Below are 21,616 nucleotides of genomic sequence, written 5' to 3' on the forward strand. Positions count from 1 at the left end.
TTGCGTAAAACTATTACTAGACTATCAGATCAATCCATTCGGAATCTTGATCCATGCACTACAAGACCTGCATTGAACATAGATGATCCCTTTCACCTTCTGGATCTTTTTATATCTTGTGACGAGTTGCCCTTTTCCCTCATGAGCACTTTCGATTACAGTATTGCGACAAGCCCGGCACCTAATTTTGAAACGTTCTTGGTTCATCTTTCAATTCCCGCCATTATTCCATTAAATGATATTTAAGGAACTTTCTACGAACACCCGTTTGTGGCGCCGCAGTTATCACATTTTAGGCACATACCATTTCTCACCATCTTGAACTGTTTGCATTCTTGGCACGGATCGCCTTCATAGCCTTTCAGTCTCGCGATTTGGACTTCAGTGTATGTCATGGTCTCTCGTTTGACTTCGACTTTATGGGCTATGCTTCCCCCATTGCCTTTATGAGGTTGACTGCCCCCATTTCGAGCTTGACGTCTGGCAGGAAATAAACCCGGACTGACTGAGGTCGAAGCTAGAGACTTCGGATCAACAAATTCTTGGTCGTCATCGTCATCATCGGCATCATGTCTGACTGAGTCTGCCCTCAAATCGTCCGGGGCGACTTGTTCGAGATCATGACGACCCAAATAGGTAATGGCTAATTCACGGAAAATATAGTCAATAATCGATGTGGACATTTTGATGCGATCATTAAGTTTGACCGGTCCATTCGGTTCAAATCTCGTAAAGAGAAAGGCGTCCACAAATTCTTCGAGTGGGACACCGTGTTGCAACCCTAAAGAAATCGAAATAGCAAAGCAGTTCATGAGGCTTCGAAAGGCCGCACCTTCCTTGTGCATGTCCAGAAAAATTTCACCTAATGTGCCGTCTTTATAATCCCCGGTTCTCAGGTAAATTTTGTGCCCACCCACAACGGCTTTTTGGGTGTACCCCCCTCGACGGGTTGGCAAGGGACGGCGTTTGGCCAGATAGCGGACTAAGACTTGCGTGGCCGCTTGTTGAGCCGTTGCCATGATGTGATCGGTCTGCCCACTTGATTTCTCAGCGTCGACCGAAGAATTTAACGGTTGACTCAATTTTGAGCCGTCTCGGTAAAGCGCGACAGCCTTGAGCATCGATTGCCATCCCATTAGGTAGGCATCTTTCACATTGTCGACAGAGGAGTCAGCCGGCATATTGATGGTTTTACTGATCGCCCCACTAATAAACGGTTGTGAGCTAGCCATCATGCGAATGTGGGCTTGCGTCGCAATGTACCGTTGTCCGGTTCGTCCACATCGGTTGGCACAATCGAATACCGGTAAATGTTCAGCTTTAAGGTGGGGAGCCCCTTCGACGGTCATGGTGCCGCAGCAATAGTCGGTGGCGGCTAAAATTTCTTCTTGGGTAAATCCCAGTGTCTTCAGCATGTTGAATTGTGGGTCATTCAGTTGCTTGTCAGTGAACCCCAACGTGTCCCGGCAAAACTCTTCGCCTAAATTCCATTTGTTAAAGACGAATTGAATATCGAAGGCTCCGTCGAGTCCGGCTTCGATTCGATCAATGGCTGCGTGATCAAATCCTTTTAATTGAAGAATTTCATGGTGAATGAATGGAGCCCCTTTGAGCGTGCGTGTTCCTGAGACATAGGAAATAATGTCCTGGATTTCGGATTGCGTGTAGCCCAGTGTCTGTAGTGCAGGAGGGAGGCTTTGATTAATGATTTTGAAATAGCCTCCGCCGGCTAATTTTTTAAATTTCACGATCGCGAAATCTGGTTCAATGCCGGTGGTGTCACAGTCCATGACCAACCCAATGGTTCCAGTTGGAGCAATGACGGTGGATTGGGCATTTCGAAATCCATGTTTTTGACCAAGGTCGAGTGCACGATCCCAGGCTTTCCGAGCGGCATGCAGAAGATTTTTCGGACATTCCTCGCTATCAATGCCTTGAGGAAGAATGGACAGCCCTTCGTATTCATCTTCTTTTGTCTTGTTGTAAGCGGCACGACGGTGATTTCTGATCACACGAAGCATCGACTCTCGATTGCGAGGATACGCCTTAAACGGTCCAAGTTCTGCAGCAATCTCAGCGGAGGTGGCATACGATTCTCCAGTCATAATGGCAGTGATGGCCCCGCAGATCGCTAAGGCTTTGGGCGAGTCATAGGGGATGCCCAGCCGCATAAGGACGGATCCAAGATTGGCATAGCCAAGTCCAAGGGTCCGATAGACAAAGCTTTTCTCGGCAATGGCTCGACTGGGAAATCCAGCCATCAGAACACTGATTTCCAGGACAATTGTCCAAAGCCGTACTCCATGGCGGAAGCCGTCTAAATCAAACTCTCCCTCTTGTGACGTAAATCGGCCTAAGTTCAACGAGGCTAAATTGCATGCCGTATCGTCAAGGAACATATATTCACTGCAGGGGTTCGACGCATTAATTCGACCATCTTCCGGGCAGGTATGCCATTCGTTAATGGTCGTATCGTATTGAATGCCGGGGTCTGCACAGATCCAGGCAGCCCAAGAGATTCGATCCCACAGCTCACGGGCTGGAATGACTTTGCTTGTTGCGCCATCAGTGCGTTGGGTCAGTGTCCATTCACTATCTTGCTTCATGGCCTCAAAAAAGCCGTTGGGGACACGGATGCTGTTATTGGAGTTTTGACCTGACACCGTTTGATAGGCTTTGCTATCCCAATTGGTGTCATATTCATGGAACACGAAGTGTGTGAACCCTTGTTTGGCATAAGAAAACATGCGTTGGGTATAGGCTTCAGGCACCATGGCTTCCCGTGCGGCTTGTATGGCTTCTTTCAAGCCAGGGTTCATCTGGACGTCCGTTTCGACTTGGGATGAACCATCAGCCTTGGTGAGGTGACAGGCTGAGAGAACGGCATTCAGCCGTTTGGCACAAATTTTTGATCCTGTTACCATAGCCGCGACTTTTTGCTCTTCAATGACCTTCCAGTCAATGAATTCTTCAATGTCGGGATGATCAAGGTCCAGGCACACCATTTTAGCGGCTCGTCGAGTGGTGCCTCCCGATTTAATCGCTCCTGCGGCTCGGTCCCCAATTTTCAGGAACGACATGAGGCCGGATGATCGGCCACCACCGGAAAGCGGTTCTCGGTCCCCTCGTAGTTTTGAAAAGTTCGTGCCGGTTCCAGATCCATATTTAAAGAGTCGAGCTTCCCGAACCCAAAGGTCCATGATCCCGCCGTCATTGACCAAATCATCGGAAACCGATTGAATAAAGCATGCATGAACTTGTGGGCGCTCATACGCATCTTTGGCCTGCCTGACGCGTTGTGTTTTGGGGTCGACATAATAATGGCCTTGTGCTGGACCTGAGAGTCCATAAGCAAAGTGCAGGCCGGTGTTGAACCATTGTGGAGAATTTGGCGCGGCCATTTGTTGAGCCAGCATAAAGCAAATCTCATCGTAAAACGCTTTGGCGTCTTCAGGCGAGTCAAAGTATTGGTGGGTTTCTCCCCAATGAGCCCAGCAGCCAGCGAGGCGGTGGAATACTTGACGGGCGTCCCGTTCTCCTCCGATGACTGGATTGCCATTTTCGTCATAGAGGGGCTTCCCGGCATCATCAACCTGAGGGACCCCGGCTTTTCGAAAGTATTTCTGCGCCAAAATGTCGATGGCCAGTTGTGTCCAGTGGCTTGGTGCTTGAATATCGTCCAATTGAAAAACCACAGATCCGTCCGGGTTCCGAATTTCTGACGAACGTGTGGAAAATGGGATAGTCTGATAGGGGCTTTCCCCGGAGTGCGTGAATCGACGATTAATTTTCACAAGGCTTCTCCTTTCCAGTTCGCTAAGACGTGAAGCTTACCTGTCTTCAGACCAATTTATGAGGAGAAATGGGTCATTCTCAATCTTCTTGTACCTTACAAGAATGACAGCAGAGACGACATTAATACAGAGACTCAACGATTCTCCTAACCGAATAATGTGTTGAGCAGGCTTATGACTCTGTATAAAAGAAGGATGTTGAAACTCGGGTGGTATAAATGAATTCAGAAGAACAAAACGACCCTGCGTTAGGAGTAACACGAAAAATGGTCAATGAAGTGTGATAATTAATATTTATCATAATGTGTAAGGTACGCAATGTATAGCGGTAAGTGAAAAATGTCAACACTAAATATTGTGTTTAGCCTGTGGTTTATGGGGATGAAAGTGTATATCTTGTGTGTAGTTAAAAAGCTTTTGTATTTTAAGCATTTGTTCCAATTGGGAGGCAAGTTATCAACAAAGTGTAAGTACTTACTACTCAACAGCGGCTTCATCTTTTCGCAAGATTTTCTTTTTTCATGTGAAGCCGAATTGCGATATTGAGGGCAATTTTGTAAAACACGAACGGACTTTTCGGCCCCATGAGGAGTCCGGTATCGTATCATGGCGAATCAGGAGCGCTACCCTCATTTATAGGGGAAATAGTCAGTAAGAGCAGAAATTATTGATCGTTGGCAGTCGGAGAGAAGAGGAGTGAACATATGTATGTTTGGAGTAAACGCCTCGTCATAGGCTTAGTTGTGGTCTTTGGGTTGTTCGAGGTGGTGTTTTGGCTCACCTCAAGCGGAGGAGATGGCAGTCAATTGCAGACCCGCACGACACGTTGGATTGCGCTAAATTATGTGCTGTTGATGGTCTGGGTCTCTGTCTGGATGTTTGATCAGGCGCGAGTTCGAGGCAAAAATATTTGGATCTGGATTGTCCCGTTTTTTATTGCGCCCGTTCCGACGTTAGTGGCGTTTGTGCTGGTGCTTCAACGGAAGATCAAGTGAAGGATGCGTGTACGTCATTACCCAATGACGATTCGAGATTGCGGGAGTCGATACCGGGTATGGACCACAGTTTTGACGGCAAACAGACCGATCATCAATGGCCCAAATCGTCCGAGAAGCATGGACGTCATAATCATGATTTTCCCAAAATCCGTGAGCGAAGCTGAGAGACTGTGATTGGCGCCATCGCCGAGTGACATACCCACGATGCCTAATGCGGATGTCACTTCAAACATCAACCCGAGAAAACGCTGTTCTTCGGTAAAGGCAAGGAGAAGCGTGATAGTGGTGATCATGGCAAGGGCTATGAGAGCCAGGCATAGTGAGCGAACCGTCAGGTCATGCGGTATGCGTCGATGAAAGATTTCTACATCTTTTTTTCGGCGGAGGACAGCCCAAATCGTGAGGCAGACGATGGCGATCGTCGTCGTTTTAATGCCTCCGGCCATACTACTCGGCGATCCCCCGATCGCCATTAAGAGGAGCAGAAAATACAGGGTCGCATCCTGCATCTCATTGATGGGAAGCGATGTAAATCCGGCGGTCCGTGACACCGTTTGGAAATACGAGGCCATTACGCGTTCCCCAGCGTTCAAAGATTGAAATGTCGCGGTATTGCCCCATTCCAGGACCGCAATCCCAACTGTTCCTGCAATGAGCAGAATGCCGGTTGTGATCGCGACGAGTTTCGTATGTGTTTGGAATCGAAATCGTCGTCCCGTTATATTATCCACGACATCTTCAAATACGAGAAATCCAATACTTCCCAAAATGACGAGGGTGGTGATGATAAAATTAAAGGAAATATGCGTTTGATAGTTTTCGAAGCTGTTGGGGAAGAGAGCGAATCCGGCATTATTAAATGCCGAGATGGCATGAAAAAGTCCAGCGTACAAGGCTGGCCCAATATTCATTTCCTGGGCAAAGTGAATGGTCAGAAGAATTGTTCCGATCCCTTCAAGGCAGAAGGTGATGATGGCGACCATTTTGACGTAGCGAATCGAGCCTTCCATATCGATGGTGCTGAGTGTTTCAGTTAGCATCATGCGGTCTCGTAATCCTATCCGATGTCCAAGGATGAGGAGAATGAGTGTGGCCATCAGGGCATAGCCCAACCCACCGATTTGAATCAGCAGCAAGATGATGAGTTGCCCAACTGTTGAAAAGTCATTGGGGGTATCCATGACGATGAGGCCGGTCACGCAGACAGCAGATGTGGCAGTGAACATCGCATCAAGAACCCCCAACTCGACGCCAGGATTCGTGGAGAAGGGGAGTAAAAGCAGGAGGGTTCCAATGAGAATGAGTGCTAAGGCCGCGAGGGCAACCGTTTGACCAGGGAGAAGTTTGAACGCGAAAAACCGCGCAAGAATTGAGCGTCCGAATAATGTGCTTCGTTCAATGCTGATCACGGTTGTTTATTCCGCATCGTTATCATAGGACATAACAGCTAAAAGAATCGATCGACAGTGAGCATACTAATGGTGTCATGATCGTCTCTGCAAAGAACGATGGCAGAGATCACATCATAATGGATCGAGGAGAGAAAGTACGAAGAAGGGGGCTGAAGAGCCGTGTGACTCATGGACAAATGTGAGTGGGAAATAACGGCTGCCACGTAGTTGAAGGCCAACGATACTCTAATCGACAGTTTTAAGGCAAGAAATAGAACGTGACGGTATTGACTTAGCAGGGTTGGCCATTAAAGAGGCAAGGCTTATAACGACTGGTATCAAATTCAGTATTTTCTGCATACAGGGTTTCGTTCCCATTCACTCCATCCCGCTCTGGGTCATTCCACATTGCGTGATTCCACCAATAAAACTGAGGGTAAGGCTCAACGTAATAGACGGGATTTCCATACACGCTTCGTTGATTGTCTACCACTTTTCTTCCCGTCACATAATCCACGTTTCCGTCACCTTTGAGCGAATACAGAAACATGATCATACTTGCCTCATGATCATAAATTTCCTCGAGTCGGCTGTCTTCGTCAGGCTCTACCGGTAGTGAAGGCTCGGTGACCGCATGGGTGGCAGAAGAGGTGGCAGTGAAAAATATCAGCACAAGTAATGCGGAGACGGTGGATTTCAAAGAGCTTCCCTCTCTATGAAAGGTCAATCGCACATCCTTTAGAATGAATCTTACCACGCAATTCTTGCACGTTCAATCGCAAGATAGACAGCCATGTATTCGTTGTCAATCGCATATTTGGGAGTACTCTACCTGGAATTTGTGGATAAATGGAAATGGTTATGAATCACTGTGGTGGAACTTTGGCGAAAAGGCTTCGAGTAAGTAAACAACTCTCAAATTCGTGCGTGTAGGAATCCTCTCGCAGAGTGTCAAGCCAAATAGGAGCATCTTCTTGTTGTCGCGCGATGGCTAAACTATAATCAATCCCTATGGAACTCAAAAGTCCAAAAACTCGACGCGTCGCCTTCTACACGGTGGGGTGCCGACTCAATCAAGCTGAAACGGCCATTTTGACTGACCAATTCTGCCGCCTAGGGTTTAACCCAGTGAAATTTGGAGAGACGACCGATGTATTGGTTGTCAATACTTGTTCCGTGACGGAAGGAGCCGAAACGGATTGTCGTCGTGTCGTTCGTCAAGTGTTGCGAAAGTCTCCCCATGCGTTCGTTGCCGTGACCGGATGTTATGCACAAACCGGGGCGGAGACCCTGCAGTCCATTGATGGTATTGACCTGGTGTTGGGGACACAATACAAAATGCAGCTGCCGGAATATCTCGCAGCTCTTTCCTCATATGATAAAAAAGCACGGCCAGATTTACTGCACACTCGAAAAATCGACCATGAGAACTTCACCATTGACGGGACCGGAGATTACTCAACGACACGGGCCAATCTTAAACTTCAAGACGGGTGTCAGTTTATGTGCTCATTTTGCCTGATTCCCTTTGCTCGAGGTCGAGAACGAAGCCGTCAGGCAGATGACGCTGTCCGTGAAGCTCATGCATTAGCCGAACGTGGCCATCGAGAGCTGGTTTTGACGGGAGTCAATCTTGGGCAATATCACGACGCGGGAGTTGATTTGTTGACGCTGCTTCAACGTCTCGAAGTTGTTTCCGGTATTGAGCGCATTCGTATTTCTTCAATTGAACCGACGACGATTCCAGATCAACTTCTGGATTACATGACGACCTCTGACAAGCTCTGCCGGTTTTTGCATGTCCCTCTTCAAAGTGGAGACGACACGATACTCAAAGCCATGAATCGTCGCTATACGGTACGGGAATACGCACAATTTATAGAAAAAGCGGCTCAGAAAATTCCTGATCTCTGTATCGGTACCGATGTGATGGTTGGATTTCCTGGTGAAGGGGAGCAGGAGTTTGCCAACACCCAAACTCTGATCAATGATCTTCCCTTTTCTTACTTACATGTATTTAGTTTTTCGAGCCGTCCTGGGACGGCTGCAACGAAACTGGCGAATCCTGTTCCACATCACATCATCAAGCAACGGAGTCAGGATTTGGCTAAACTCTCACAACGTAAACGATTTGTCTTTTATCAACAATATGTTGGGCAAAAGGTCTCGGTGTTGTTCGAAGCCAAAAATTCGTCGGGTATGTGGACAGGCCTCACGGATCACTACGTAAAGGTTGGCGTTCAGTCGTTTGATGATCTCTCCAATGAAATCCGCACTGTGACGATTTCTGGTGTGACGGATGGTCTTGCGATTGGTCACCTCTGCGAGAACATCCCTGCATCTTTTGATCATACGCGCTCGTCTCCATTCATGATGACTTCTTAGCGCGTGCAACCAGGAATATTTCCCATGATCCATCAAGAATTAATTCAGCCGGGCTCGATCCATGTACCTTTCCAAGAGGTCCGTCCTAAATCCTATCAGGTCTATATGGAGACCTTTGGGTGCCAGATGAATGAGTATGACTCAGAACTCATCCGAGCGATGCTGAAAACGCAAGGATTTGGCTTTACGGATCAGAGTGACGAGGCTGATGTCATTCTCTTGAACACCTGTGCCATTCGTGAAAATGCACACAATCGTGTGTATGGACATTTGGGGAAATTGAAATATCACAAGCAAGAACGAGGAGTTGTGATTGGCGTATTGGGGTGCATGGCTCAGAACCTCAAAAAAGAATTGCTCGACAGTCAGCCGTTTATCGATGTGTTAGTCGGTCCAGACGGATACCGCCAGTTACCAAAGTTGCTGACAACAGCCATCACAACCCGAGCGAAAGGTCTGTCTGTTGATCTCTCTGAATACGAGACCTACGAACACATCATTCCAGAGCGTGTGAGCGGGGTGAATGCTTGGATTGCCGTCATGCGTGGATGCGATAATTTTTGTACATTTTGCGTCGTGCCGTATACACGGGGTCGTGAGCGATCACGTGATCCACAGGGGATTCTTCTTGAAGCCCAAGGTCTTGCTGAGCAAGGATTCAAACAAATTACCCTGTTAGGCCAAAATGTCAATTCCTTCCGATTTGACCATTGGGACTTTGCCAAACTTGTGACAGCGGTCGCTGATATCCCAGGTATTGAACGAGTCCGTTTTATGTCTCCGCATCCGAAAGATTTTCCTCCGGCCTTATTAGATACGGTGGCTCAACACCCCAATGTGTGCAGCCAAATTCATCTGCCGCTTCAGTCTGGGAGCGATCGAGTCTTAGAGGCCATGGGACGGGGCTACACCCGAAAGGAATATGTCCAATTAGTCGAAGCGATTCGACGTCGTGGGGATATTCCATTGACCACAGATATTATTTGCGGGTTTTGCGGAGAAACGGATACCGAATATTCTGCGACCTCACAGTTGATGGAAGAAGTCGGTTATCACGCTGCCTATATATTCAAGTACTCAGAACGGAAAAATACGATTGCAGCAAGAAAGTTTCCGGATGATGTTCCCGAGGCGATCAAAACGGAACGTGTCGCGCAGTTAATCGATAGGCAAAAGACGATTTCCCTGAAGAACAATCGTCGCATGATCGGTCAAACGGTCGACGTGCTGGTTGAAGGCGATGCGAAAAAATCCAGTCAGCAATGGGTAGGGCATACGGAAAGTCATGTCACCGTGGTCTGGGATAAATTGTGTCGGCCAAGTCAGCCAGGGGAACTGCTTTCGGTTTTCATCGAGGATGCGTCAGCTTCGACGTTATTTGGACGACCAAATTAAATTGCCTTCTTAAATTCCTCTCATTTCCTCTTCCTGTTTTCTCATATTCTTAAAAAACTGATACCCGAATCGCGCTAAAGGATGGCACGTGACTATTCTGAACGAAACGATCTCAAGAGGCAGCGTGACTTACGAAAAGCGTACAATGAACAAAGGGGGCCAATTAGCACAAACCAAGCCATTTGCGCCAAATGCTTGGCGTGAAAACAGCTCAAGTTGATGTGGGTTTGACCGATGAATAAAGCTATTCACGGTCATCATGACGACCAAAACCCTTAGCTCTCTAAGGTTTCACAACTAACGGTCAATATTCCTTATGGATCAACATCTTCTTCAACGAATTAAAAACTGTAAAACGCTTCCGGCCATTCCCAGTCTCCCGCTCCAAGTCCTTCAAATGTGTCGGGATGAAGGGGCAGACTGTCAACGGATGGCAGACATTATTAATAAAGATCCATCGTTTGTCGCGAAGCTCCTCAATGTCGCGAACTCGAGCTTCTATGGCGGCGCCCGTCATAAAGTGACGACGGTCACCCAGGCCGTGACGCTCTTGGGTATGAACTCCATTGCGACGCTTGCGTTCTGTTTTTCTCTGTATCGTGACTTGAAGAAAAATGGTGGTGCGACGTTTGATCATACGCGCCATTGGCATCGTTCTATTTTATCAAGTGTGGCGGCACGGATATTAGGAAAATGGGCGCAAGTCGAAAACTATGAAGAAATTTTTCTTGCGGCTTTGTTGCAAGATTTGGGAATGTTGGTGCTGAGTGAAGTGTATGTCGGGGATTATGGACAAATCTACAACCTTGCCGGAACGAACCATGACGAATTGCAGAAGTTAGAACGAGAACGTTTTGGGAGTGATCATAGCGAAGTGGGGGGATGGCTGGCAGATATGTGGGAATTGCCTGATGTGATGAAAGCCTCCGTGCGTGGCAGTCATGATCCTGAGCTTGTTGACGTCGCGGAAGACTTTCGTATGACGGTACGCTGCGTGATGTTGTCAGGTCGATTGGCCGACTTATGGTGTGATCCCTCCAAGAGCAATGCTCCGCAGGAGTTACTCTCTTTAATGCAGCAATCTTTCAAAATGGAACCTCAGGATTTCATTACGATCTTGACCGAAATTGCAGAAGTGATTCCAGAATTTTCTTCCTTCTTTCAGATTAATTTAGGCAGCGATGAAGACATTCAACGTGTCGTCGTTAATGCTGAGCAAGCCCTCCTGACTCCCAGTCCATCCTAATTTCATTATCGTTTCGATAATTTCATGCAACGCCACGGCTTCTCGTTGTGGGCAATTCTCAATTATTCAATAGAATGTTGATTCATTATGTCATATTGTGCCAGAAGTTCTGACGTTAAGAAGGATGGAAGCTGGGCTTTATGACATGAACACGATCTGTCCGGTGTTTATGTGGAAGCCGCTTCGTCAAACTCGGATAGGATCGTTTGTACGGAGTCGGGAGCATTGAGGACGGAGCCTTCAATCCCAAGTTGCCGCACGGTGTGAAGGGCAAAGCAAAGCGTTCCTAAGCTGACGTTTTCCACGGCAGTTACCGCTGCAAGGTTCAATTGCAGTTGTTTGGTTCCCAGAGCATGAGCATGACGAATAGCCCGTTCACAGGCTGGGCCAACCGTGTGATCCAACGTACCTTTGAAGCGCACCTCTAACCGGTCTTGATAAATATGTTCGGTGATAGTCATAAGTTCCCCCTTGCTTAAGTGACATGACTTCAGTACATAGGACCAGAAGGCTCATGCGCCATTCCCCAAAAGACCTAGTTAGCTGCAGGTTTCTAGCGAAGGTGGGCAAAGTGGGCTGTAAAAAAAAGTGAAAAGTGAAAGAATTGTTTCACGCACCCCTAGCTTATCTGAATGGTTCCATTGAGATATTGCCAAATGTAGTGTCTGCGCCGTTGCTTACGCGGCGACCGGGTCTCTCATGTTTGCTGCCATGACATCTGTAATTAAATGCTCTCGATCACGAGTGGCAACTGCCTGAATCCCCTGGGGCGTCGCCATGTTTTCTCAGCACACCATTTAGGCGGGGAAGGGATGGACACAATGGACAGGCAAGCCGTTGGGGCTCGAGGCAAGCCTGACCTCGTGGACGACCTCGGGAGGTCTCACCACGACACCAATATTCTATTCAAAAAGGATAACGTCACTTTTTTCACCGCTGACAAATCAAATCGCCATTCCTCAAAAGGAGTAGTATAAAAAATCCTGTTCACGATCAGTGTGGGATATTGGACGACATGAGATTTTCCGGTAATTTGTGTTGTCGGTGGGTCAGAGCTTTTAGCGTTTTTGGGGTTATTCAGCGTGTTGACGCTGTAAAAACAGTACGGCATGGTCATTAAACGGTGGGGTAAACGTTGTTATGCTTTGTTCTATGTGTTGTTCTCCGGCCTGAATAATTCTATGGATCTCTGGATGAAACCATTCATACTGAAAGATTCCAGCCGGGACATCTAGCTCGAAAGGAAAGCCTTGAGAGCTCCCATCCAATCCTTTACGAGGTTGGTAGACGATGTAGGTATGACCGGGATCCGCAAGGCAATATCTTGTTGATGATAAGGAGTTATGCGGTCTCATTCGTGCTAGGTCGACTTTATCGACATAGCGTGCGATGGCCTGCATAGCGGCTGAGTCATCTGGCGTCACCCAATCTGCCCCCTGTTCGGGATCACCTTCGACGGCGTTCATGCTATGGCCTCGTGTAAACGTTCGCCATTGCCACGATCGCATCCCGGGTCCTCCGTACAGGCTAGGTTGGATATGATCGGTATCCGCAATGACGACCTTTGTCCCCGTTGCCGCTGGTGGGTCTTTCTTCCAACGTTCATCTCCGTTCCAGCGGTTTCCGTTTGGAGAGACATACTCGGCAGGACTTTCAAACAGATACGGGTTCCAATCATCTGCCATTGATCCCTCTGGCGTCGGGCGTATGTTTGATATCCCGACGGGATGAGGTCCGAATCCTCTCTGACGTTCGTAGTGGTGGATAAGGTTGATCACGTGATACATCCAATCTTTCACATGTGTGACATGGTGACATGTTTCACCCACGTCGGTTGCCACCGTTTCGTTCGAGATCTCATACAGGACATTGTCTAAGTCCCCAACCGTTTCTATCACTTTTATCACGTAGGCATCGTGGATGGCATTGACCTTCGGATTGACACGAGTATGGACTTCCCATCCCCTTCCATCGTGATCGTAATCACCGTCGATGTCGTTGATATTGTTCTGGAGATTCAACGGGTGTCCTTCCCATTGAGTATTGGCTTGAACACCTAATCCTTCAATACTCCAACCCTGAAACAGCATGACCGAGACCCAGATTCCGTTTTCACCAGCTGTGATGACACGTTGACGAAGACGATCAAAATAGGCTTGATCGAAGGCCTCAAGGTTAAACTTCGGAAGGCCGTCGATGGCATTTCCCGGCCCTGTTCGCTGATAGACGTGAGGAGGTAGCACGAGACTCTCTTCACCTTTTGGACTCACCTCGTCGCCATCGGATATGCGTCGGAAGTGTTCCCAAACCCAAAGGCGCAAAAAGTTGTGGTTATAGTGGTTGAGCTGTGCGATCAATGCGTCAAAATCAAAAGGAGGGGCTCCATGGTTGTCTACCTCTTGTAACGCACGGAAGTGATCGTATCCATGAAGAAAAATGGCTTTCCCAGTCTTGGTATCTTGAAAATAGGCAGGATTTGTGGGATGAACCACGAGTCGACCAGGAGACTGTTGAGGTTTGGGAATAGACGGGGGTATCTGGTTTTTCATTTGGTCATCGAGAATTGCCTCATATCCCTGTTGACTTGTCGCAGTTTTACAAGATTGTCGATCAAATGCTTCACTACAGCCTTGAGCAACGATCAGGCTACTCAGTATCAGTAGCCACTGATACGTTCTCCTATAGTCATTGGCCATAAATGTCCTAGAGTGAACACTAGGGATAGCATTATGAGCAAGGTATCGCACATACGCAATGATGAATTCGGTATTATGTGAAGAACGAGCGTCGTGGAGAATGTCAAAAAATGCCAAAGGATCAATCGACAGGCCAGTATTGTTTTAACGAATCATACGAATATGCACTCCTGGCAGACTTCTCGATGAAAGTGTTCTGTAAACGGAGTGATTTTGAAGAAATGCGTGTTGGTCAGGTAGAAAAAGCCGAAAGTCAATGATATGTAGGCGAAGGCTGGTGTATTGGAGTTGACGGGCCCATCGAGGGATCTGTATAAAGTTCGCTACCTTATGCATCACGCATAAAAATTCAGAATGCGCCCGTAGCTCAATGGATAGAGCACCTGACTACGGATCAGGAGGTTGGGGGTTCGACTCCCTCCGGGCGCGCCATATCTTATTGACGTTCTCTACTGCTTTTCCAGACTTTACAAAGTGCCTTGATTCTGTCGGTTTCCTCACGTCTCTATGTTCATTCGTGCATGGGAGGCCCTTATCTTTAGTCGCAGTCTTTTTTGTCGTTCTAAGGACTAAGTTTCCCGTCGTTACGTTGGAGATGGGCAAGCTAGGCCAATAATTCAATAGATTTACAGGGCTTTGGCTTTCTAAATGGATCTTTGACATATCTCAATATGTCGACTATACTGGAAATATGGACATTCAAGAAGCGGTCATTGCCTTTGATGCTCTTTCGCAGGAAACGCGCTTACGTGTGTTTCGGCTTTTGGTTGAATACGGCCAGGAGGGAGCAGCAGCCGGAACTTTACGTGATGCGTTGGATATTCCGCATAACACGCTATCGTTTCATTTATCCCATATGAGTCATGCCAAGTTGATTTTGTCTCGCCGAAAAGGTCGTTCCATCATTTACCGCGCGAATTTTGATTTTTTTACCAGTCTCATTAAGTACATGGTGGAGGATTGTTGCCGTTCAGAATTTGCGAGTGTTCGAGACAACAAGAAGAAAGGCTGCAGCATTATTGAGCTGACAGATTGTTGTGAGACTTCAAAAAAGGAGAAAACATCATGAAACGTCTTCACATTCATATTGGTGTTCAACAGCTGGATGAGTCCATTCAATTTTACAGTACTCTATTTGGAGCCGAACCCGTAAAAACAAAATCTGATTATGCGAAATGGATGTTAGACAATCCATGCGTCAATTTTGCGATTTCTACCAGAGTGACTCAATCCGGCGTTGATCATCTCGGGATCCAAGTCGACACGGACGATGAATTATCCGAATTACGAAACCGGTTACGTCAGGCTGATGCCGCAGTCTTTGATGAAGGGGAAGCGGTCTGCTGTTATGCACGATCGGAGAAAACATGGGTTCAAGACCCGACAGGTCTACCCTGGGAAGCCTATCGAACGATGGAGGATGCCGAACTCTTTTCCGGGGAAGCGGTTCACTCTGACAGTGCCTGTTGTACACCTGAAACGAAGGGCAAGCCTGATTGTTGTGAGGTGTCGAACACTACCACTGAGTGTTGCGCATGATGACTCCAGATAGAGTAGCTGTTCTATTTCTTTGTACCGGGAATTCAGCGCGCAGCATTATGGCTGAAGTGATTCTCAATGCTGCCGGTCAACCGCGGTTCTCCGCCTATAGTGCTGGAAGCTTTCCGACAGGAAGAGTCAATCCCAAATCGATTGAAACGTTGAAACGTCATGGTCTTGATCCTGGAACGCCACGCAGCAAGTCCTGGAATGAATTTTCCGACCAACAGATGGATCTGGTTGTGACGGTGTGCGATCAAGCGGCAGGGGAAACCTGTCCGCTTTTTCCTGGTCGTCCCAAAACATTGCATTGGAGTATTCCTGATCCAGCTCACGTCATCGGCACTCAGGAGGAAATTGATGCGGCCTTTGACAAGGCCTTTCATTTATTGAAAACCCGTATTGAAAAAGAGGTGTTGATATGAGTGAGCCATCGCCTCTTGGATTTTTCGGCCGTTATTTAAGCCTGTGGGTCGGACTGTGTATTCTGGCCGGGATTGGGTTGGGCTCGGTGTTTCCCGCACTCTTTCAATTTGTGGCAAACCTGGAATATGCCAATGTCAATTTCATTGTGGCGGTCCTCATCTGGGTGATGATTTACCCAATGATGACACAGGTAGATTTTTCGAGTCTGAAAGACCTTGGGCGTAAACCGCGTGGACTGTGCATTACGTTGGTTATCAATTGGCTGGTTAAACCGTTTTCGATGGCAGGCCTGGGAATTCTATTTTTTGAGTATGTCTTCGCCGGGTGGATTGAACCGCAAACAGCCAAGGAATATATCGCAGGGATGATTCTCCTGGGGGTGGCGCCCTGTACGGCGATGGTGTTTGTGTGGAGTCAGCTGACGCGGGGAGATGCGGGTTATACGCTGGTGCAAGTGTCTGTTAATGATCTGATCATGGTCTTTGCGTTTGCCCCCATCGCAGCCTTTCTTCTTGGTCTCACCGATATTATTGTGCCTTGGGAAACGTTACTGCTGTCTGTTGTGCTGTATGTTGTGATCCCTCTCCTGGCCGGCTATTTCACCCGTCGTATTCTTAACAAAAAAGATGACAATGGTGAGGCCCTGCAGCATTTTGCCAAGTATCTTGAGCCTTTTTCAATGATTGGTCTTCTGGCGACGGTCGTCGTGCTCTTCGGGTTTCAGGCTCAAACCATCCTTGACCAGCCATTTGTCATTGGCCTTATTTCTGTGCCTTTACTCATACAAAGCTATGGAATATTCTTTTTGGCATATGGGTGGTCGTATCTATGGGGAGTGCCGCATAACATCGCGTCCCCTGCGGCGTTGATCGGTACATCGAATTTTTTTGAACTGGCTGTGGCTGTGGCGATTAGTTTGTTTGGGTTACAGTCCGGAGCTGCATTGGCCACGGTCGTCGGGGTCTTAGTCGAAGTTCCTGTGATGTTGACATTAGTCGCGTTTGCGAATAACACTCAGGGTCATTTCACGCACTCCGTGCATCAAAATTTGGACAATCCTTCTCTGACAACGAAATAATGGATGTCTCAATATAGATTGCGACGACTCCAATGCAGGGTCATATTTTTTGACCTGAAGAAATAGTGGATGGTCATGAGTGATACTGAAAACAATCACCTTGAATCAACCGTAATCTGTCCTCATTGCGAAACGCAGAAGACTGAGATTATGCCTAGAGAGGCTTGTCAGTATTTTTACGAATGTGCAGGATGTCAATCGATGCTGAAGCCTCACACGGGGGATTGCTGTATTTTTTGTTCATATGGGACAGTCCCGTGTCCTTTCGTTCAGAAAGCTCTCGAGTAATGGAACTACGTCCCTGGTTCGTGTGCTCGCTAATTTGAGCGTAATTTCCATCGAATGGTCGACCACGAAGATAGGCTCGATTTCACCAATTTCTTGAAGAGCTTTCTTGCCTTTTTTTCAACGCTCGGCAATAAACCGTCCTTTTTCCTATTCACTCATAACTGGTCTGGATTCTAAATTGTATCGAGGTCAGAAGTTTGTGAAATCGAGGTAGCGAGAATCGGAAGATCTAGCGGGGCAGTGGGGGCCTTTGATAAACGTGAAGGCCTCCCTTGAAGAACATATTCGACAGGACTGCCCCACTAGTAGAATGAAGACTGGTTGCTCAGTGATAAGTCGTAAGGTGAGTCGATCGCTGAGCAACCGCAACTCCAAAGACCCGACTCTTCGAGAGCTGCACCCAGTCAGGACGCTGGATCCTAAGAAAGGGTAATTACATTTTACTCCCCAATAGGTTACTGGTTCAAGTCATCCCCGAATGGTTTTGTGAATCAACTAAGGCATGACAACGTGTTTTAAGGTCCCCAAGTTGTTCGAAAAGTACGAGATGACGATCGTTATTCATTCAATCAATATTAGATGGCCCAGGGTTGTGATGTATGTTGATATTCTCCACACACAAACGAGTCACAACATTGAAGAACAGAGGGATCGTCTCGCTATGATTTTTGAACGATTTCCTTGTATTTTTTCTTCATTGTCTGTAGCTACTGATCGTTCATGTGTTCGATTCAAAGACTCACTTGAAGTGACCGACAATCAAGTGGTACTGGATATGATCACGAGGGAGTTCGATGTCGCTTGTATCACGAGTCATTCTGTTGCTTGTGTGTTGTCTCATGCATCTCGGTATTTCGACGAGTACGGTGTGGGCCGGCCCTGTGTTTCTTAATCGGCAAGCGTTCCCTATGCCTCTAGCTCTCCATGAAATGGGCCCTTTTCACAATAATTATCTTCGAACATTTGAAGTGTGGACTCAATGGAATAACGATGCGAATGATCCCGTTCAAATGAATATTCTCTTCACGTTTTATGATAGTGATTCTGGCGGGTCAAGAATGGGAGAGGATGGTAAAGATGATATCTTGATGAGCGTCATGCAATCGGTCACCATTCCTGGGCAAGTAAGTAATTGGGGGAAAACCTTTTATCTCACAGCCATTGGCGGAAAAATCAATCAAGGCTTTGACCACCTTGAAGAAGGTGCTGGCCTTGAACTCTATCTGGATGCACAGGTGACATCCATTCAATATATCTCTACGGAGTAAACGTTCCTGCCATTTTACTCCCATTTCCTCTTTCATGCCTCTTGACCGGAGATGCATGGACTTTTTGTACGGTGATGGTGTGCGTTGCTGATCGCTTGCTCACCCCATATGTGAATGGTTAGGGTGAAACCCCTTGAACGAATTAACGAAAGATCATGGTTATGAAAATATTGTATGCCACTAATTTTGCTATGAGATATCTGGGGGCACTCTGTTGTCTGCTCATCTTCATTCCTCTAGAGGCTGAGGCGTTTCTGATTACGAATGGTGACTTTGAGTTGGGTGATCTATCCGGCTGGACGGTTTTTGAAACACCGAATGGTTCACTAGGCGGTGAAGGATTTCCCCGTTGTGTCGACTTTGACATCACGGGACATGGTCTTGTGTCGAAAAGCGCCGTGTTTAAGGTTGGGCAACAACAGTATCAAGCGGAAGGGCCTTCTTTAGCGGGTGGCGGAATTTATGCAACTCTTCAATTAGACGGGGGGCGCATTGTATTGGCTGCCGATATTGCTTCTTCGTATTTCTCGCCGAACGATCGCCGAAATTTGGCCGGAGGACTCTTTGAGTTGTTAGTCGATGGGAAGGTTATTGCGAGTCATGACTTCGGTCCAATTCCAACTGCAACGACACAGCATGAGCGGTTGGAAGGCACTGCCCATATTTCGGCAGGTATGCATGAAGTGCGTATTCGCATTCAACGTCCATTTAGAAGTCTTTCCCCTGATCAGGCACCGCAACAATATCTTGATAATATTCAGCTAAATCTATTCCCTCACTAGTTCTTTCCCTTCGTTATCAGTCCTAATTTATTGCTCCCGACGTTTTTCTGGAATGATGCCATGAACGGTATTGCTGAGTGTTAAGTCAGGTGCACCATATACCGATAGAAGAAAGAACATCTATTGGTAATGGCACAAGACGGGATTGGAAATGGTCATATCTGAAAAGAGAGTCAATGAGCAGGTCATCATTGAGAAATTTGTCGGGTGTTTCGATCAAAATGCTCGGCAGGATTTTAAATGGAGAATTGACACGGCTGTCAACGACGGTCTTCGTTTTATCATCTTGAACATGACGGAAGTTTCATTTATTGACAGCGCAGCGTTGGGATGGCTGGTACTCTCACAGCGGCGTTTTCAAAGAATCCATGGGAAGTTGTGTATTGTGGCACAACAGGGATTTGTTCGAGACATTCTGGATTTGACTGAAATATCCGAATGGATTCCAGTATTTGACTCCGAGGACGAGGCGATTTCATCCATTCCTACGGTTACGGCATAAATGATTCGGTTATACAAGCAAAAACCTGGGTGCAGACATCCGTTTGTTCGACGAGCTGTGAGATGACGACGAACTCCAAAGAGCGACGTGATGGATTTCGAGCGCGTGTGGTTGAGGGGCTGAACCTTGACTCGGAATTGCGTTGTAGTAAAAATAAAGCTTGGCCCAGTAAGACGCTGAACCTCAGCCTCAACGGTTGCTTGTTAGAGTTTTCTAAAGATCAAGTGCCTTCGCTTCACGTTGATGAAAAAGTATCAATCAAGCTCTGTTGTCAGGAAGATAGTGTCTGGGTTCCTGGTGTGGTCAGGCATCAACGGGCCGACAGGGTTGGAGTCCATTTCCCTGAATTCATGCACGCAAGCGCCAAGTCAACTGAACAGATTATCTTTCGTATTTTGCGAGCCGTTGAACGAGGCTGGCTTCGTCAGAACGCCAAGTAGTTTTTCTCCGCATTTCTCCCACTCCCTATAGTGTCCCTTCTCTTCTTTCGTTCTGAATCTGAAATACAGAGATCTTGATCATCGAAAGTACTGCCGCTCGTCGAGCGCGGGGCTATGCTTTGTGTGGACGATGTGGGTGTGGAGAAGATGCCCCATTTTTCTTAGTATTGGACGTGTTCTTTTTGGGGCGAGGGGAAGAGTGTGGTTGGTGTAGAGAGAGAGTACATTCCATACGCGGAGATTCGGCATCCACTGATTTGTAGAGATGAATCTCGGTGATGCGATTATCGTTGATTCCCAGGGCATTGCAGATGGCATCTTGGGAGATTTTAAGCCCTCCGTCGAGATCTCTTCTCAGGGCAGTCGTAAAATAAAACCAGACAGAGAGTGTGAGAGAATGGGTTTTGAGGTTATCTTGGAGAGCGGTACGGTTTGGAGATGATGTCAACGTGGACAGGATTTGTTGCGCGACCATAGTTTTATATTGTCGACTTTTCGATGAGAGAATGCGCCGTCCATTGACCGTTGCGTACTGCTGATTGATGCTTGGAGGAATAGGGAGTGTCAGGAAGAGTTCTTGAGATGTCACACGAAAGGGAATTGAGGAAGCAGTTCCGGGGAGTGACAGAATCAAGGGGCGTCGCGTTGTGCTTCGTGCGAGGCCTTTACCAGGACGTGGAACTCGTCCTGAAAGGTCTTCTAAGCTATGAATACGTATGGGGTTTGACACGAGGGAGGAATACGAAATGATGGAACGAATGTAAATGCTGCTGATTGTTTCAAGAACGCAAAACCCCAGGTGTGTTGATCACAGAAGATTCAACAGCTTGCTCTGAATCTCTTCAAATTTTTCTGCATTCTTCATGACGAATCGCCGCCAATCCGATGGATTCCATATTTCAAGGCGGTGGTACATTCCGACAATCACAATTTCCAAATCATCTTCCAGGGGAATGGTTTTCCTCAGACGTCCAGGGATTAAGATTCGACCGGCTTTATCCATGTCTGAAGATGCTGCCTCAGCAACAAGGTAATGCATGAAGAGTCGACTTTGATCTTCATCGCACGTTTCTCTGGCTCGTTCGAGCACCTTTTGCCATTCGCTTGGTGAATAGGCCGAGAGCGGTAAATCTTGCCCTTTCAAAAAGACAACACCTCCCTCACCTTGCGCCTCTAATTGTTCGCGAATAGGGCTGGGGACGAGAAATCGTCCTTTTTCATCGAGCTTACATGGGTATTGTCCGGCAAACATCCCAATGGCCTCCAGAGCAAAGCAATAATCGTTCAGCTAAATCTACCTAGGTCATAGCATATCGTATGAAATAAAAATGTCAAGTAGTTTTGCTTGAGGACATCTGCTCATTAAATCCTAGGGTTTCTACGTGATT

Annotated in this window: 21 protein-coding genes and 1 tRNA gene; 15 read left to right on the forward strand and 7 right to left on the reverse strand. The window is 47.2% G+C overall.

The features are described 5' to 3' along the window. Window positions 1-254 precede the first annotated feature (254 nt). On the reverse strand, window positions 255-3,794 hold the full coding sequence (locus ACWQXP_RS19660; protein ID WP_454064539.1) for a vitamin B12-dependent ribonucleotide reductase: 3,540 nt from the start codon (window positions 3,792-3,794) through the stop codon (window positions 255-257). 704 nt (window positions 3,795-4,498) lie between these two features. Between ACWQXP_RS19660 and ACWQXP_RS19665 the strand changes: the two genes are divergently transcribed. Then, entirely contained in the window at window positions 4,499-4,789 is a 291-nt protein-coding gene (locus ACWQXP_RS19665) for a hypothetical protein (RefSeq protein ID WP_454064540.1), read from the forward strand. A 17-nt stretch (window positions 4,790-4,806) separates the two neighbouring features. Here ACWQXP_RS19665 and ACWQXP_RS19670 read toward each other — a convergent pair whose 3' ends face one another. Together ACWQXP_RS19670 and ACWQXP_RS19675 are read right to left on the reverse strand one after the other, a co-directional pair. Next, window positions 4,807-6,201, reverse strand: coding sequence for a TrkH family potassium uptake protein (locus tag ACWQXP_RS19670; protein WP_454064541.1), 1,395 nt, complete (start codon window positions 6,199-6,201; stop codon window positions 4,807-4,809). A gap of 274 nt (window positions 6,202-6,475) precedes the next feature. Continuing rightward, the gene (locus tag ACWQXP_RS19675) at window positions 6,476-6,883 is read right to left on the reverse strand and encodes a hypothetical protein (RefSeq protein ID WP_454064542.1); all 408 of its coding nucleotides are present in this window, start codon (window positions 6,881-6,883) and stop codon (window positions 6,476-6,478) included. Window positions 6,884-7,194: 311 nt separating this feature from the next. Here ACWQXP_RS19675 and mtaB point away from each other — a divergent pair, with 311 nt between their 5' ends. From mtaB to ACWQXP_RS19690, 3 genes are all read left to right on the forward strand, one after another. Continuing rightward, window positions 7,195-8,568 carry a tRNA (N(6)-L-threonylcarbamoyladenosine(37)-C(2))-methylthiotransferase MtaB gene (mtaB, locus tag ACWQXP_RS19680; protein ID WP_454064543.1) on the forward strand — a complete coding sequence of 458 codons (1,374 nt, stop codon included), beginning with the start codon at window positions 7,195-7,197 and terminating at the stop codon, window positions 8,566-8,568. Window positions 8,569-8,592: 24 nt separating this feature from the next. After that, on the forward strand, window positions 8,593-9,963 hold the full coding sequence (gene miaB, locus ACWQXP_RS19685) for a tRNA (N6-isopentenyl adenosine(37)-C2)-methylthiotransferase MiaB (RefSeq protein ID WP_454064544.1): 1,371 nt from the start codon (window positions 8,593-8,595) through the stop codon (window positions 9,961-9,963). A gap of 316 nt (window positions 9,964-10,279) precedes the next feature. Further along, window positions 10,280-11,209: an HDOD domain-containing protein gene (locus ACWQXP_RS19690; RefSeq protein WP_454064545.1), complete on the forward strand. Its 930-nt coding sequence runs from the start codon at window positions 10,280-10,282 to the stop codon at window positions 11,207-11,209. A 167-nt stretch (window positions 11,210-11,376) separates the two neighbouring features. On the opposite strand, the gene ACWQXP_RS19695 is transcribed toward ACWQXP_RS19690, so the two are convergent. Together ACWQXP_RS19695 and ACWQXP_RS19700 are read right to left on the reverse strand one after the other, a co-directional pair. Next, entirely contained in the window at window positions 11,377-11,670 is a 294-nt protein-coding gene (locus ACWQXP_RS19695) for an STAS domain-containing protein (protein ID WP_454064546.1), read from the reverse strand. 612 nt (window positions 11,671-12,282) lie between these two features. Further along, a complete protein-coding gene (locus tag ACWQXP_RS19700) occupies window positions 12,283-13,905 on the reverse strand; it encodes a DUF6298 domain-containing protein (protein ID WP_454064547.1) in 1,623 nt (540 codons plus the stop codon). A 110-nt stretch (window positions 13,906-14,015) separates the two neighbouring features. Here ACWQXP_RS19700 and ACWQXP_RS19705 point away from each other — a divergent pair, with 110 nt between their 5' ends. The 11 genes from ACWQXP_RS19705 to ACWQXP_RS19755 all read left to right on the forward strand — a co-directional run bounded on the left by ACWQXP_RS19705 (window position 14,016) and on the right by ACWQXP_RS19755 (window position 20,228). Further along, the gene (locus ACWQXP_RS19705; protein ID WP_454064548.1) at window positions 14,016-14,165 is read left to right on the forward strand and encodes a hypothetical protein; all 150 of its coding nucleotides are present in this window, start codon (window positions 14,016-14,018) and stop codon (window positions 14,163-14,165) included. A 96-nt stretch (window positions 14,166-14,261) separates the two neighbouring features. Next, a tRNA-Arg gene (locus tag ACWQXP_RS19710) sits at window positions 14,262-14,337 on the forward strand. Window positions 14,338-14,596: 259 nt separating this feature from the next. Beyond that, complete coding sequence (locus ACWQXP_RS19715) at window positions 14,597-14,974, forward strand: ArsR/SmtB family transcription factor (RefSeq protein WP_454064549.1); 378 nt, start codon at window positions 14,597-14,599, stop codon at window positions 14,972-14,974. Continuing rightward, window positions 14,971-15,444, forward strand: coding sequence for an ArsI/CadI family heavy metal resistance metalloenzyme (locus tag ACWQXP_RS19720; RefSeq protein WP_454064550.1), 474 nt, complete (start codon window positions 14,971-14,973; stop codon window positions 15,442-15,444). Before ACWQXP_RS19715 ends, ACWQXP_RS19720 begins: the two co-directional genes overlap by 4 nt. Continuing rightward, window positions 15,441-15,869: an arsenate reductase ArsC gene (locus ACWQXP_RS19725; RefSeq protein ID WP_454064551.1), complete on the forward strand. Its 429-nt coding sequence runs from the start codon at window positions 15,441-15,443 to the stop codon at window positions 15,867-15,869. Before ACWQXP_RS19720 ends, ACWQXP_RS19725 begins: the two co-directional genes overlap by 4 nt. Beyond that, window positions 15,866-16,948, forward strand: a complete 1,083-nt coding sequence (arsB, locus tag ACWQXP_RS19730) for an ACR3 family arsenite efflux transporter (protein ID WP_454064552.1) — start codon at window positions 15,866-15,868, stop codon at window positions 16,946-16,948. The genes ACWQXP_RS19725 and arsB overlap by 4 nt, the downstream gene beginning before the upstream one ends. A 75-nt stretch (window positions 16,949-17,023) precedes the next feature. Further along, on the forward strand, window positions 17,024-17,236 hold the full coding sequence (locus ACWQXP_RS19735; protein WP_454064553.1) for a GDCCVxC domain-containing (seleno)protein: 213 nt from the start codon (window positions 17,024-17,026) through the stop codon (window positions 17,234-17,236). Window positions 17,237-18,030: 794 nt separating this feature from the next. Continuing rightward, window positions 18,031-18,504, forward strand: a complete 474-nt coding sequence (locus ACWQXP_RS19740; RefSeq protein ID WP_454064554.1) for a hypothetical protein — start codon at window positions 18,031-18,033, stop codon at window positions 18,502-18,504. A 155-nt stretch (window positions 18,505-18,659) separates the two neighbouring features. Further along, window positions 18,660-19,286 (forward strand): hypothetical protein, encoded by a 627-nt coding sequence (locus ACWQXP_RS19745; protein ID WP_454064555.1) that lies wholly within the window; start codon window positions 18,660-18,662, stop codon window positions 19,284-19,286. 151 nt (window positions 19,287-19,437) lie between these two features. Continuing rightward, complete coding sequence (locus tag ACWQXP_RS19750; protein ID WP_454064556.1) at window positions 19,438-19,788, forward strand: STAS domain-containing protein; 351 nt, start codon at window positions 19,438-19,440, stop codon at window positions 19,786-19,788. 62 nt (window positions 19,789-19,850) lie between these two features. Beyond that, window positions 19,851-20,228, forward strand: coding sequence for a PilZ domain-containing protein (locus tag ACWQXP_RS19755; RefSeq protein WP_454064557.1), 378 nt, complete (start codon window positions 19,851-19,853; stop codon window positions 20,226-20,228). Window positions 20,229-20,340: 112 nt separating this feature from the next. On the opposite strand, the gene ACWQXP_RS19760 is transcribed toward ACWQXP_RS19755, so the two are convergent. Both ACWQXP_RS19760 and ACWQXP_RS19765 read right to left on the reverse strand, forming a co-directional pair. After that, a complete protein-coding gene (locus ACWQXP_RS19760) occupies window positions 20,341-20,862 on the reverse strand; it encodes a RusA family crossover junction endodeoxyribonuclease (protein ID WP_454064558.1) in 522 nt (173 codons plus the stop codon). Between the two features lie 174 nt (window positions 20,863-21,036). Then, window positions 21,037-21,480: a division/cell wall cluster transcriptional repressor MraZ gene (locus ACWQXP_RS19765; protein ID WP_454064559.1), complete on the reverse strand. Its 444-nt coding sequence runs from the start codon at window positions 21,478-21,480 to the stop codon at window positions 21,037-21,039. Window positions 21,481-21,616: the final 136 nt, after the last annotated feature.

The sequence above is a fragment of the Candidatus Nitrospira salsa genome, from assembly GCF_965152625.1.